Source organism: Luteimonas gilva, from assembly GCF_005239095.1.
In the GTDB taxonomy this organism is placed as follows: Bacteria; Pseudomonadota; Gammaproteobacteria; order Xanthomonadales; family Xanthomonadaceae; genus Luteimonas_C; species Luteimonas_C gilva.
Genome location: NZ_SZUA01000002.1, coordinates 55,071 through 68,028, shown reverse-complemented (window position 1 = coordinate 68,028; position 12,958 = coordinate 55,071). Strand labels below are relative to the sequence as shown.

At 67.1% G+C, this 12,958-nt stretch carries 11 protein-coding genes; 7 read left to right on the top strand and 4 right to left on the bottom strand.

The window, feature by feature from the left end; genetic code table 11:
• Window positions 1-45 precede the first annotated feature (45 nt).
• The 4 genes from gyrB to dnaA all read right to left on the bottom strand — a co-directional run bounded on the left by gyrB (window position 46) and on the right by dnaA (window position 6,634).
• Window positions 46-2,499 carry a DNA topoisomerase (ATP-hydrolyzing) subunit B gene (gyrB, locus tag FCE95_RS08290; protein WP_137266565.1) on the bottom strand — a complete coding sequence of 818 codons (2,454 nt, stop codon included), beginning with the start codon at window positions 2,497-2,499 and terminating at the stop codon, window positions 46-48.
• Window positions 2,500-2,822: 323 nt separating this feature from the next.
• Window positions 2,823-3,893 carry a DNA replication/repair protein RecF gene (gene recF / locus FCE95_RS08285; protein WP_137266564.1) on the bottom strand — a complete coding sequence of 357 codons (1,071 nt, stop codon included), beginning with the start codon at window positions 3,891-3,893 and terminating at the stop codon, window positions 2,823-2,825.
• A gap of 73 nt (window positions 3,894-3,966) precedes the next feature.
• The gene (gene dnaN / locus FCE95_RS08280) at window positions 3,967-5,064 is read right to left on the bottom strand and encodes a DNA polymerase III subunit beta (RefSeq protein WP_137266563.1); all 1,098 of its coding nucleotides are present in this window, start codon (window positions 5,062-5,064) and stop codon (window positions 3,967-3,969) included.
• A 226-nt stretch (window positions 5,065-5,290) separates the two neighbouring features.
• Entirely contained in the window at window positions 5,291-6,634 is a 1,344-nt protein-coding gene (dnaA, locus tag FCE95_RS08275; protein ID WP_137266562.1) for a chromosomal replication initiator protein DnaA, read from the bottom strand.
• Between the two features lie 200 nt (window positions 6,635-6,834).
• On the opposite strand from dnaA, the gene rpmH reads away from it, so the two are divergent.
• From rpmH to FCE95_RS08245, 7 genes are all read left to right on the top strand, one after another.
• The gene (rpmH, locus tag FCE95_RS08270; RefSeq protein ID WP_137266561.1) at window positions 6,835-6,975 is read left to right on the top strand and encodes a 50S ribosomal protein L34; all 141 of its coding nucleotides are present in this window, start codon (window positions 6,835-6,837) and stop codon (window positions 6,973-6,975) included.
• Window positions 6,976-7,013: 38 nt separating this feature from the next.
• Window positions 7,014-7,478 carry a ribonuclease P protein component gene (gene rnpA / locus FCE95_RS08265; protein ID WP_137266560.1) on the top strand — a complete coding sequence of 155 codons (465 nt, stop codon included), beginning with the start codon at window positions 7,014-7,016 and terminating at the stop codon, window positions 7,476-7,478.
• Window positions 7,479-7,493: 15 nt separating this feature from the next.
• Window positions 7,494-9,176 carry a membrane protein insertase YidC gene (gene yidC / locus FCE95_RS08260; RefSeq protein ID WP_137266559.1) on the top strand — a complete coding sequence of 561 codons (1,683 nt, stop codon included), beginning with the start codon at window positions 7,494-7,496 and terminating at the stop codon, window positions 9,174-9,176.
• Window positions 9,177-9,336: 160 nt separating this feature from the next.
• The gene (mnmE, locus tag FCE95_RS08255) at window positions 9,337-10,680 is read left to right on the top strand and encodes a tRNA uridine-5-carboxymethylaminomethyl(34) synthesis GTPase MnmE (protein WP_137266558.1); all 1,344 of its coding nucleotides are present in this window, start codon (window positions 9,337-9,339) and stop codon (window positions 10,678-10,680) included.
• Window positions 10,681-10,690: 10 nt separating this feature from the next.
• Complete coding sequence (locus FCE95_RS08250) at window positions 10,691-11,524, top strand: helix-turn-helix transcriptional regulator (protein ID WP_137266557.1); 834 nt, start codon at window positions 10,691-10,693, stop codon at window positions 11,522-11,524.
• Window positions 11,525-11,615: 91 nt separating this feature from the next.
• Window positions 11,616-11,771, top strand: coding sequence for a hypothetical protein (locus FCE95_RS17080; RefSeq protein WP_189644689.1), 156 nt, complete (start codon window positions 11,616-11,618; stop codon window positions 11,769-11,771).
• A gap of 164 nt (window positions 11,772-11,935) precedes the next feature.
• Window positions 11,936-12,934: an alpha/beta fold hydrolase gene (locus FCE95_RS08245; protein WP_137266556.1), complete on the top strand. Its 999-nt coding sequence runs from the start codon at window positions 11,936-11,938 to the stop codon at window positions 12,932-12,934.
• Window positions 12,935-12,958 lie beyond the last annotated feature (24 nt).

The window sequence follows — 12,958 nt, the reverse complement described above, 5'->3', positions numbered from 1 at the left end:
ATGTCAAACCGGCCGGGCGCGCGGCCCGGCCATAGCCACCGGAAATCACACGTCCAGGTTGGCGACTTTCAGCGCGTTGTCTTCGATGAATTCCCGCCGCGGTTCGACCACGTCGCCCATCAAAGTGCTGAAGATCTGGTCGGCGGCCACCGCGTCCTCGATCCGCACCTGCAGCAAGCGGCGCGTGTCGGGATTGACCGTGGTGTCCCACAGCTGCTCGGGGTTCATTTCGCCCAGGCCCTTGAAGCGCTGGATGCTGCGGCCCTTCTTGGCCTCTTCCAGCAGCCACGCCTGCACTTCGGCGAAGCTGGCCACCGGTTGCGACTTGCCGCCGCGCACGATCTGCGCGCCGTCGCGGATCAGGCCGTGCAGCACCGCCGCGGCTTCGCGCAGCGGACGCAGCTCGCCGCTTTCGAACGCGGACAGCGACAGCACCTGCACGAGTTCCTCGCCCATGTGCTTGCGCGTGACCAACAGCGCGCCGGGACGGTCCTCGCGCGCGGGCTGCAAGGTGAGCGTGTAGCGCGGGCCGCCGATGCCGCCGCGGTTGAGCCGCGCCTGCAGCGCTTCCAGTTCGTGCTGCTCGTCGGTGTTCTCGGCCAGGCGCGCGGCGTCCAGCGGGGTGAAGTCGATCAGCGACTCCAGCACGATCGGGTCGTAGCGGTGCGCGTTGCGCGCGATCGCCTCGCGCGCGCCGGAGTAGGCGATGAGCAATTTCTCCAGCGCTTCGCCGGTGATCGGCGGCTCGCCGGCGGCGGGGATCAGCGCGGCGTTTTCGACCGCGTTGCCGGCCAGATATGCGTTCAGCGCCGCGTCGTCCTTCAAGTACAGCTCCTGCTTGCCCTGCTTCAGCTTGTACAGCGGAGGCAAGCCGATGTAGACGTGGCCGCGCTCGATCAGCTCCGGCATCTGCCGATAGAAGAACGTCAGCAGCAGCGTGCGGATGTGCGAGCCGTCCACGTCCGCGTCGGTCATGATGATGATGCGGTGGTAGCGCAGCTTGTCCGGGTTGTATTCGTCCTTGCCGATACCGGTGCCCAGCGCGGTGATCAGCGTGCCGACTTCGGCCGAGGCGAGCATGCGGTCGAAGCGCGCGCGCTCGACGTTGAGGATCTTGCCGCGCAACGGCAGCACCGCCTGGTTCTTGCGGTTGCGGCCCTGCTTGGCCGAGCCGCCGGCGGAGTCGCCCTCGACGATGAACAGCTCGCTCAACGCCGGATCCTTCTCCTGGCAGTCGGCGAGCTTGCCCGGCAAGCCGGCGATGTCCAGCGCGCCCTTGCGGCGCGTGAGGTCGCGCGCCTTGCGCGCGGCTTCGCGGGCGCGGGCGGCGTCGATGATCTTGCCGGTGATCGCCCTCGCCTCGTTCGGATGCTCCTGCAGGAATTCCTCCAGGCGCGCGCCGAAAGTGCTTTCCACCACCGGACGCACTTCCGAGCTGACCAGCTTTTCCTTGGTCTGCGACGAGAAGCTGGGATCGGGCACCTTCACCGACAGCACCGCGATCATGCCTTCGCGCATGTCGTCGCCCGACAGCGTGATCTTGGCCTGCTTGGCGATGCCGTTCTGTTCGATGTAGTTGGTCAGCGTGCGCGTCAGCGCGGCGCGGAAGCCGATCAGGTGAGTGCCGCCGTCCTTCTGCGGGATGTTGTTGGTGAAGCAGAACATCGTTTCCTGGTAGGCGTCGGTCCACTGCAGGGCGACGTCGACGGTGATGCCGTTCTGCTCGCCGGTCACGGAGATCACATTCGGATGCAGCGGCGTCTTCAGTTGCGCCAGATGCTCGACGAAGGAACGGATGCCGCCCTCGTACTGGAACGTATCGCTGCGCCCTTCCCCGCGCTCGTCGGTCAAGGTGATCTTGACGCCGGAATTGAGGAACGACAGTTCGCGCAGGCGCTTGGCCAGGATGTCGTAGTGGAATTCGACGTCGGTGAAGATCTCCGCCGCCGGCTTGAAGCGCAGCAGCGTGCCGCGCTTGTCGGACGCCTCGAGCTGCTTGAGCGGATACACCGGCTCGCCCAGCGCGTATTCCTGCTGCCAGTGGTAGCCGTCGCGCCAGATGTCCAGCCACAGCTTTTCCGACAGCGCGTTGACCACCGATACGCCGACGCCGTGCAGGCCGCCGGAAACCTTGTAGCTGTTGTCGTCGAACTTACCGCCGGCGTGCAGCACGGTCATGATGACTTCGGCCGCCGATACGCCCTCTTCCTTGTGGATGTCCACCGGAATGCCGCGGCCGTTGTCGTACACGCCAACCGAACCGTCTTCGTGGATGCGCACGACGACATCGTCGGCGTGGCCCGCGAGCGCTTCGTCGATGGCGTTGTCCACGACTTCGAACACCATGTGGTGCAAGCCGGTGCCGTCATGCACGTCGCCGATGTACATGCCGGGACGCTTGCGGACGGCTTCGAGGCCGCGCAATACGGTGATCTTGCTCGAGTCGTAATTCTGGTTCGGAGTATCGGGGGTGAAGCCGTCTTCGGTCGTTTCTGACATGCGGTTCGCGAGCTCCCGCGACGCGGGACGCTGGCCTCGCATCGCGACACATTAGCTATAGGGGATTGCTCCGGGAATTATAGCATCTGGGGCCGCTGCAAGCGCCTGTGCAGCCGGCCGGCACTCCCCGCTCGCAACGTCTTAGCCCTCTCTCGCTTGCGGGAGAGGTTGGTGAGAGCGCGCGTAGTCTCCGATCGCGGCGCAATTCAGGGCCGCACTGGATGCCGTTATCCCTCATTGGTAGCTATCCCCACCTTGCGCGCCCTCATCCGGCGCTTCCCGCCTTCTCCCGCAAGCGGGAGAAGTAAGGATCGCTGAAGCCTTCAGATACCGCGGATGACCCGCCCATGTTCCACGTGGAACCATTCGGCGTCTCTGATTTCCTCAGGCTTGTCGGTCCCTGTAATGAAAACCTGGGCCCCGCTAGCTTGCAGTCTTGCCAGCAGCTGATGCTGATGGGCCCGGTCCAACTCGGAAGCCAGATCGTCCAGCGCCACCACCGGCCACTCGCCCCGCTCCGCCGCGTAATCTTCGGCCTGGGCCAGCAGGCAGGCCAGCGCGGTCAGCTTGGCTTGGCCACGGGACAGGGCCTCGCGGCCGGGCCGGGCGGCATATTCGATGCGCCAATCGGCCCGGTGCGGGCCGACCGAGGTGTAGCCGGTCGCCAGATCCCGCTCGCGGGCCACCAGCAGCGCATCGGCCAGCGACAACTCCTGGCGCCGCCAACCGGGCTGGAAGTCCAGCCCCGCCTGCCCCAGCGATGGAACCAGGTCGCTGGCCACGGCCGTCAATTGCGGCTGCAGGCGGTCCAGATAGGCCTGGCGGCGCGAGGTGAGCGGTTCCCCTGCCTCGGCTAGCTCGCGTTCCCACACGTCCAGCTGATCCGGCTTCGGCCGCCCCTTCAGCAAGGCATTGCGCTGCTTCAGGGCCCGGGCGTAACGCCGCCACAGCGGCAGGAAGTCCTGTTCCACGTGGAACAAACCCCAATCCAGCCAGCGCCGGCGGGGTTCGCCGCCGCCGGACACCAAGGCATGGCTGCCCGGTTCGAAGGTCACCACGGCAAGCGCGGCGCAGAGTTCGCCCAGCGCGGCGGCAGAAGCTCCATCCAGGCGCCCCTCCCAGGTCTGCCCGGTGTGGCGCAACCCTACCCGGCGCTGCCGCGAGGCTTCCTGCCATTCGGCGAAGACTTCCAGCGACTCGGCGCCCGTCCGGATCAGCCCATCGCGGACCGGGCCGCGGAAGCTGCGTCCGTAAGCCAGCAGGTGGATCGCTTCGAGCAGGCTGGTCTTGCCGGCGCCGTTGTCGCCGGTGATCCAGTTGAGGGTTGGGCCAGGGGCGATCGAGACGGGCTCGAGACGGCGTAGGCGCTGGACGTCGAGTCGGGTCAGGCGCATAGCGGGCGCCCAAAACGACACCGCCCGGCAAGAACCGGGCGGCGATGTTTCACGTGGAACTGAATCCCGCTCATCACAGCCGGAGCGGCATCACCACATGGCGGCAGCGTTCGTTGCTGGCTTCGCGGACCAGCGCCGACGAATTGGCGTCGCGCAGGGCGATCACCACATGTTCGTCGCGCAAGGCGGTGAGCGCATCGAGCAGGTAGTTCACGTTGAAGCCAATGGCCAGGCCGTCGACCTTGGTGTCGGCCTCGACTTCTTCCTGCGCCTCTTCCTGCTCGGGGTTGTGGGCGTTGATCTTCAGCTGGCCCGGCGACACTTCGACGCGGACGCCGCGGTATTTCTCGTTGGACAGGATCGCCGCACGCTGCAGCGAAGCGCGCAAGGCTTCGCGGTCGACCTTGACCTCGCGGTCGGCGCCGATCGGGATCACGGCCTCGTAATCGGGGAAGCGGCCGTCGATCAGCTTTGAAGTGAAAGTGACATCGTCGCGCTTGACCCGGATGTGGCTACGGCCCAATTCCAGCTCCAGATTGCGATCGCCGCCTTCCAGCAGGCGCTGCAGCTCTTGCACGCCCTTGCGCGGCACGATGATCTGGCGCTTGCCGCCGCCACCGTCCAACGCCGCTTCGCACAAGGCCAGGCGATGGCCGTCGGTGGCCACACAGCGCAGCACTTTGTCGCTCAGGTCGAACAGCAGGCCGTTGAGGTAGTAGCGCACGTCTTGCTGGGCCATCGCGAACGCGGTGCGTTCGATCAGTTCCTTCAGCGAGGCTTCCGGCACCTGAACCCGTTCGGTCGCTTCGACCTCGTCGATCGACGGGAAATCGTTGGCCGGCAAGCTGGCGAGCGTGAAGCGGCTGCGCCCAGCTTGCACCGTGATCTTGTCGCCGGACTGGCTGACCGTGACCTTGCTGCCGTCGGGCAGGGCGCGGACGATTTCGAACCACTTGCGGGCCGGCACAGTGATCTCGCCGTCCTGCGCATCGTCCACCGCGGCGCGGGCGATCATCTCCACTTCCAGATCGGTACCGGTCAGCGACAACTGGCCTTTCTTCACCTGCACCAACAGATTGGCCAAGACGGGCAGGGTCTGCCGACGTTCGACCACGTTGACCACTTGCGCCAACGGCTTGAGCAAGACTTCGCGTTGCAGACTGAAACGCATGCGGGCCTGATCCCCTTCGCTCTGGTTCTAGACGGATGGATAAATCAAAAGCTTGGTGGTGATGGTGTCGCGGATAACGGTGGGTAACTCAACTAACACATTGTTTTTATTGATTATTCAGCCCTAACAAACCCGTTTGGTAAAGGGCTGTTGGGGGGCTGCACAAGCTGTGGGTAACTTTTCCGGCGGCGTTTATCCCCGAATTATCCACAACTGACGAGCGCAGTTACTCACTGAGTTTCCGGATCAGCTTGTCCCAGTCCTCGTGCAGCTTGCCGTCGGTCTCCAACAAGCTGCGGATCTGGCGGCAAGCATGCAAAACGGTGGTGTGGTCGCGGCCCGCGAAAGCGTCGCCGATCTCCGGCAGGCTGTGTTCGGTCAGCTCCTTGGCCAGCGCCATCGCTACCTGGCGCGGCCGGGCCAGCGAACGCGTCCGCCGCTTGGACAGCAAATCCTTCAATTGCAGGCCGTAGTAGTCTGCCACGGTCTTCTGGATGTTGGGGATGCCGATCGCCTGCTGCTGCGCGCGTAGCAGATCGCGCAGCGTTTCCTGGGCGAATTCGGCGGTGATGCTGCGCCCGGTGAAGTTGGCGCGCGCGGCCAAGGTGTTGAGCGCGCCTTCCAGGTCGCGCACGTTGCTGCGCATCTTCTTGGCGATGAGAAAAGCGACATCTTCCGGAATCAGGGTGCCGCGCTCGCGCGCCTTGGACAGCACGATCTGGGCGCGCGTCTCGAAGTCGGGCGGCTCGATCGCCACCGACAGCCCCCAGGCCAGGCGCGATTTCAGCCGCGGCTCCAAGCCTTCGACTTCGCGCGGATAGCGGTCGCAGGTGAGGATGATCTGCTGCTTGCCGTCGAACAAGGCGTTGAAGGTGTGGAAGAACTCTTCCTGGGTGCGGTCCTTGCCGGCGAAGAATTGGATGTCGTCGATCAGCAGCGCGTCGACCTGCTGGAACTGGCGCTTGAAGCCATCCATCGCCTTGTCCTGCAGCGCTTTCATCATCGCGCTGAAGAACTGCTCCGAGCGCAGATACATCACCCGCGTGGCCGGATTGTGCACGCGCATCGCATTGCCGGCGGCGAACATCAGATGGGTCTTGCCCAGGCCGGTGCCGCCGTACAGCAGCAACGGGTTGTGCGCGCGGTCACCGGGGCGGGTCGCGGCTTGCCAGGCGGCGGCGCGGCCGAGCTGGTTGCTGCGGCCTTCGACGAAATTGTCGAAGGTGTAGTGGCTATCGAGATTGCCTTGGAAGGCTTCGACACGGGCCGGGGACGCGAGGGCCGCGCCGCCGAACGCGGCGGTCGGGGTCGGCGCGCGCTTCAGCGCGCCGATTTCCAAACTCACCTCGGGCGTGCCGGCGTAATGCGCCAGCAATTCGCGGATCCGGCCCAGGTAGCGGTCGCGCACTTGTTCGACCACGAACGCGTTCGGCGCGAACAGGACCAGGGCGTCGTCGCGCTGGGTCGCTTGCAACGGCTTGAGCCAGGTGTGCACGTCCTCGGCCGGCAATTCGGCTTCCAGGCGCTCCAGGCATCGCGGCCAGGCATCGAGGTTGGGGGTCAAGGTCATTATCGACAGGCTGGCCGCACGACGCGGAGGCGTCGCGATAGGAATTCATCGGGATGGCGGCAGACTATCACCCGCCCCCGGATCGCGCACCTGTGGATAACGCGGTTCGGCCGGCGGGCGCCCAGTCGCCGCAGCGTTTGACCGGCAGCCATAGAACCCTTTATCCTTAGCGGTCTTGCTCACCGATAACCGGCACGATCATGGCCACCAAGCGCACCTACCAGCCCAGCAACCTCAAGCGCAAGCGCGACCACGGCTTCCGTGCCCGCATGAAGACCGCCGACGGCCGCAAGGTGCTGGCCCGTCGCCGCGCCAAGGGCCGCAAGGTCCTGTCGGCCTAAGCCGACCCGCCGGCCGTCGCGGCCGGAGTCCCGAACCCATGCCCACGCGCGCCCGCTTTCCGCGTAGCGCGCGCCTGACGGCCGCGTCCGATTTCGACGCCGCGTTCAAATCCGGGCAGCGCTACAACCATCCCTTGTTCGGCTTGCACTGCCGTGCGGACGCTGCCGCGCCCGCGCGCCTGGGCCTGGCCGTGTCGCGCAAGGTCGACGGCCGCGCCGTCGGCCGCAACCGGATCAAGCGCGCGCTGCGCGAACGCTTCCGTGCGCTGCGGGCCGACCTGGCCGGCGGCGACTACGTTTTCGTCGCCCGGCCCGCCGCCGCCAAGGCTTCTTCCGCCGATCTGATCGCCGCCATGACCCAGCTGCTGCAGCGCGCCGGCGCCTGCCAGCAGTCGACGGGGGAGGGCGCGCCCGGCACAATGCGCAGCGCCGCCCTTGCCGGGGCCGCCGCCAATCCCGATGTATCCACCCACGATCCCGCGCCGGCGTCCGATGCCGGCTGAGCCTGCCGCTGCCTGATGAACCAGACCCGAGTTTTCCTGATCTTCGCCTGGCTGATGGTGGCGACCCTGTTGTGGATGGAGTGGGGCAAGGAGAAAGCCGCGCCCGCCACGCCGACCCTGCAACCGGCCGCCGCCGCGCCGCAAGCGACCGGCGCGCCGCCGGCCGCCGGTGCGATTCCCAGCGCCACGCCGCTTGCCGGCGCGCCCGCCGCGACGCAATCCGCGGCCAATGCCGCGCCTGCGGTCACGGTCACCACCGACGTCTTCAAGATCGGGATGGACGGCGGCGCGCTGCACGTGGCCGACCTGCTGAAGTATCCGACCACCGCGGACGAGAAGAGTCCGCCGGTGCGTTTGCTCGACACCGCGCCGGCGACGTATTTCGCGGTGAACAGCGGTTGGGTCGACCAGCGCAACAACGCCGTGCGCAGCGTGTTCGTGCCCGAAGGCGGCAAAACCGAGTTCGCGCTCGCGCGCGGCGAGCGCAAGCTGCAGGTGCCGTTCGTATGGAACGGTCCGAACGGCGTCAGCGTGCGCCGCGTCTATACCTTCACCCGCGGCCAGTACACGATCGACGTGCGCGATGAAGTCGCCAACGCCGGTTCGGCGCCGTGGCAGGGCTACGTCTTCCGCCAAATCGAACGCGTGCCGCGCGCGCTGGTGCGCAGCGGACCGACCAGCGCCGAGCAATACAGCTTCCAGGGCGCCGCGTGGTTCGACGCGCAAGACAAATACAGCCGCCGCAAGTACGAGGACTTCGTCGACGACCCGCTGCAGAAGACCGTGACCGGCGGTTGGCTGGGCATGCTGCAGCACCATTATTTCGCCGCGTGGATTCCGCAGCAGGACCAAGCCTCGCGCTTCGACCTGAGCACGCCCAACGGCCGCTACGCGATCCAGTCGACCGGCCCTTCGTTCACCGTCGCCCCGGGCGGCAAGGCCAGCACGCAAGCGCGCTTGTGGGTCGGGCCGAAACTGGTCAACCAGATCCAGGCGCAGAACGTGCCGGGCCTGGACCGCGCCGTCGACTACAGCCGTTTCAGTTTGATGGCCACCATCGCCGGCTGGCTGTTCTGGGTGCTGGAAAAGCTGCACGGCATTTTCGGCAACTGGGGCTGGTCGATCGTCGGCCTGGTCGTGCTGATCAAGCTGCTGATGTATCCGCTGTCGGCCGCGCAATACAAGTCGATGGCGAAGATGCGCAGGTTCCAGCCGCGCATCGCGCAATTGAAGGAGCGCTACGGCGAGGACAAGCAGAAGTTCCAGATGGCGATGATGGAGCTGTACAAGAAGGAGAAGATCAATCCGGTCGGCGGCTGCCTGCCGATCTTCCTGCAGATGCCGGTGTTCCTGGCGCTGTACTGGATGCTGTCCGAATCGGTCGAGCTGCGCCACGCGCCGTGGATCGGCTGGATCCACGACCTGACCGCGCGCGATCCGTATTTCATCCTGCCGGCGATCAACCTGGCGGTGATGTGGGCCACGCAGAAGCTGACTCCGGTCACGCCCGGCATGGATCCGATGCAGCAGAAGATGATGCAGTGGATGCCGGTGGTGTTCGGCGTGATGTTCGCCCTGTTCCCGGCCGGCCTGGTGCTGTACTGGTGCACCAACGGCGCGCTCGGCCTGCTGCAGCAATGGTGGATGACCAAGCGCTACGGCGAACCGCCGCCCAAGCCCGGCACCGTGACGACCTGACCGAAAGCCCGCCGCAAGGCGGGCTTTTTCTTGCTCCTGTTTTGTAGAGCGGAGCTTGCTTCGCTGCTTTGATCTTCCCGAACAAGTCGCTAGAGCAAGAGCAGCGGAGCAAGCTCCGCCTTACAAAGCAAGGTCGCCGCCGCCGTGCGACCATAGCGCCATGTCCGCGAACATCGACACCATCGCCGCCATCGCCACCGCGCCCGGCGCCGGCGGCGTCGGCATCGTGCGCCTGTCGGGGCCGCGCGCGCGGGCCATCGCCGAAACGGTCTGCGCGAAACGACTGCCAGCGCGCAATGCCGAGTACGCGCGCTTCCGCGACGAAACCGGCGAAGCGCTCGACGACGGCATCGCCCTGTATTTCGCCGCGCCCGCCAGCTACACCGGCGAGGACGTGGTGGAGCTGCAGGCGCACGGCAGCCCGGTCGTGCTGGGCCAGATCGTCGCGCGCTGTTGCGCGCTCGGCGCGCGCCATGCGCGGCCCGGCGAATTCAGCGAACGCGCCTTCCTCAACGGCAAGCTCGACTTGGCCCAGGCCGAAGCGGTCGCCGATCTGATCGCCGCGTCCGACGCGCAAGCCGCACGCGCCGCACGCCGCGCGCTGGACGGCGTGTTCTCGCAGCGCGTCGACGCGATCGCCGACGAACTGCTGGCGCTGCGCGTGCACATCGAAGCGGCGATCGATTTCGCCGACGAACCGATCGACACCTACGGCGGCGCCGAATTGCGCGCGCGCTTGGACCAAGCCGCGCAAGCCATCGCAACGTTGACGCGCGAAGCCGAGCGCGGCCAGAAACTGCGCGACGGCCTGCATGCGGTGATCGTCGGTCCGCCCAACGCCGGCAAGAGTTCGCTGCTGAACGCGCTGGCCGGCAGCGAACGCGCGATCGTCACCGAGATCGCCGGCACCACCCGCGACCTGCTGCGCGAAGCGGTGAAGATCGACGGCGTGGAATTGCTGCTGGTCGACACCGCCGGCCTGCGCGAAGGCGGCGATGCGATCGAACGCGAAGGCATGCGCCGCGCGCGCGACGAGCTGGGCCGGGCCGATCTGGCGATCGTGGTGCTCGACGCGCGCGAGCCCGAAGCCGGCACGCGCGCCGTAGCCGACGTCGTCGCAACGGTGCCGCAGCGGTTGTGGGTGCACAACAAGGCCGACTTGCTGCCGCCGTCCGCGCCGGCGCCCGCCGAGCATGCGCTGCGCGTTTCCGCGCGCACCGGCGCGGGCCTGGACGCGTTGCACGCCGCGCTGCGCGAACATGCGACGGGCGAACAGCTCGGCGCGGGCGCCGGCGCCTTCACCGCGCGGGCGCGGCACGTGGACGCGTTGCGCCGCGCGGGCGAAGAAACCGATGCCGCGCGCGGCGAACTCGCCGCCGAAGCGCTGGAGCTGGCCGCCGAACGCTTGCGCCTGGCGCACGAAGCCTTGGGCGAGATCACCGGCCGGATCACGCCCGACCAATTGCTCGGCCACATCTTCTCCAGCTTCTGCATCGGCAAATAAGCCGCACGCCATGCGCGGATTCGAAACCGAACGCTTGCTGGAAACGCCCACCGTCGCGGTCTGGGATACGCGATGCGCGGGCGGCGATTGCCAGCATCCGCGCGACGAAGCGGGCATGCACGCCACGCACTTGGTTTTTCCGTACCGCGGTTTGTACGTGCGCCATCAGGGCGACGACGTCGCGGTCGCCGAAGCGGGCCAAGTGCTGTTCTTCAACGCCGGCGAAGGCCATCGCATCACGCATCCGGTGCCCGGCGGCGATGCGGGTTTGTCGGTGCGGGTGGAAGAATCGATGCTGCGCGAACTCGCGCCGAAAGCGCTGCTGCGCGACGGCGACCTGCTGGCGTTCCGCGAACAGCGCCTGCGCATCGACGCGCGCGCGCAAGTGCTGGTCGCATTGCTGCGCCACAGCCTGCGCGAGAACATCGCCGAAGCGCTGGAAGCCGAAAGCCTGGCGCTGACTTTGACGCAGCGCTCGCTCGGTCCGCGCACCACGCATGCGGCCGGCGCCAGCGCGGGCCGGCAAAAACTGGTCGACCGCGCCAAGCTGGTGCTGGCCGGCGATCTGTCGCGGCGCTGGGCCTTAGCCGAGATCGCCGCCGAAGTCGGCGTGTCGGCGGTCTATCTCACCCAGGTTTTCCAACAGGTCGAAGGCTTGCCGCTGTACCGCTACCAATTGCGCCTGCGCCTGGCGCGGGCCTTGGATCTGCTGGGCGAATACGAAGACCTGAGCGCGCTCAGCCACGACCTCGGTTTTTCCAGCCATAGCCACTTCAGCGCCGCGTTCCAGCAGGCCTACGGCCGCTCGCCGACCGAGTTCCGGCAGTCGGTGATCCGCCGCTAGCGCAGGTCGCTAAAGATTCTGACAGCGGCCGCGACCGCCGCGCGGCTTAATGGCGTCGCCTGGATTGCAGGCGTTGGATGGAGACGCTGTCATGACCGAGAGGACCTGCGCGGCCTGCGACTGCCCGCTCGACGAGCACTCGATCAAGATCAAGATCGGCGGCAAGACCGTCGAGGTGTGCTGCGACGAGTGCGCGGTGAAGTTGCGCGAAGCGCACGATTCGGCGATTTCGCCGGGACAGGCTTGAGCCACGGGCATCGGCCAGGCGCACATGAAACCCGCGCCTAACGAAGCATAACGCCGCGACGCGATTTCGCGCTTCGCGGCGCTCCCAAGACTCCACGGAGCGGCGATCTCGCCGCTCGACGGGCGGCTGCGCGCCCGCGATTCGCGCAGAAACAGGAGAAAGCCATGAATCGGCGGAATTTCATCAAGATGGCGGGCGGCGCGGCGATGGCCGGAGCGATCGCCGGTTGCGTCGGCCGCGGCGCAGCATGGGTCGGCGGAGCCGGAGGCCGGCTCGACGCGGCGGCTTTCCACACCGCGCGCCGTTACGCCAAGACGCCGTTCGGCGACATCGCCTACGTAGAGCGCGGCGCCGGCGATGCGGCCTTGTTCCTGCACGGATTCCCGTTGAACGGGTTCCAGTGGCGCGGCGCGATCGAACGGCTGTCGCCTTACCGGCGCTGCATCGCCCCGGACTTCCTCGGCATGGGCTATACCCAAGTGCGCGAAGGCCAGGATGTCGGCCCGCGCGCGCAAGCGGCGATGATCGTCTCGCTGCTCGACTCGCTCGGCATCGCCAGCGTCGATCTGGTCGCCAACGACAGCGGCGGCCAGGTCGCGCAGCTGATCGTCGCCGCGCATCCGGAACGGGTGCGCACCTTGCTGCTGACCAATTGCGATACCGAAACCAACAGCCCGCCGCCGGCGATGCTGCCGGTGATCGCGCTGGCGAAGGAAGGCAAGTTCGTCGACCAATGGCTCGGCGCCTGGTGGGACGACAAAACGCTGGCGCGCTCGCCGCAAGGCATCGGCGGCATGTGCTTCGCCGATCCTTCGCAGCCCACCGACGAAGCGATCGACACCTATTTCGGTCCGTTGCTGTCGACCTCGCGCCGCAAGGCGTTGGCGCACGCCTACGCGATCGCGCTGGAGCGCAATCCCTTGATCGGGATTCGGACGACGCTGGAACGCAGCGCGGTGCCCGCGCGGATCGTCTGGGGCGCGGCCGACACGATCTTCCCGGCGGACAGCGCCGCCTATCTGGATCGCACGCTCGGCGGATCGCGCGGCGTGCGGCTGCTGCAGGGCAGCAAGCTGTTCTGGCCGGAAGAGCGTCCCGATGTGATCGCCGAAGAGGCGCGCATGCTGTGGAACGCATGGGCGCCGCGAACGGCATGGCGCTGAGCCCCGGCAAGCGAAATCGGCACT

Coding starts and splice junctions, on each gene's coding strand:
- yidC (WP_137266559.1), top strand. CDS start 7,494: ATGAACCAGACCCGAGTTTTCCTGATCTTCGCCTGGCTGATGGTGGCG.
- FCE95_RS17080 (WP_189644689.1), top strand. CDS start 11,616: ATGACCGAGAGGACCTGCGCGGCCTGCGACTGCCCGCTCGACGAGCAC.
- dnaA (WP_137266562.1), bottom strand. CDS start 6,634: ATGACCTTGACCCCCAACCTCGATGCCTGGCCGCGATGCCTGGAGCGC.
- FCE95_RS08245 (WP_137266556.1), top strand. CDS start 11,936: ATGAATCGGCGGAATTTCATCAAGATGGCGGGCGGCGCGGCGATGGCC.
- mnmE (WP_137266558.1), top strand. CDS start 9,337: ATGTCCGCGAACATCGACACCATCGCCGCCATCGCCACCGCGCCCGGC.
- FCE95_RS08250 (WP_137266557.1), top strand. CDS start 10,691: ATGCGCGGATTCGAAACCGAACGCTTGCTGGAAACGCCCACCGTCGCG.
- dnaN (WP_137266563.1), bottom strand. CDS start 5,064: ATGCGTTTCAGTCTGCAACGCGAAGTCTTGCTCAAGCCGTTGGCGCAA.
- rpmH (WP_137266561.1), top strand. CDS start 6,835: ATGGCCACCAAGCGCACCTACCAGCCCAGCAACCTCAAGCGCAAGCGC.
- recF (WP_137266564.1), bottom strand. CDS start 3,893: ATGCGCCTGACCCGACTCGACGTCCAGCGCCTACGCCGTCTCGAGCCC.
- gyrB (WP_137266565.1), bottom strand. CDS start 2,499: ATGTCAGAAACGACCGAAGACGGCTTCACCCCCGATACTCCGAACCAG.
- rnpA (WP_137266560.1), top strand. CDS start 7,014: ATGCCCACGCGCGCCCGCTTTCCGCGTAGCGCGCGCCTGACGGCCGCG.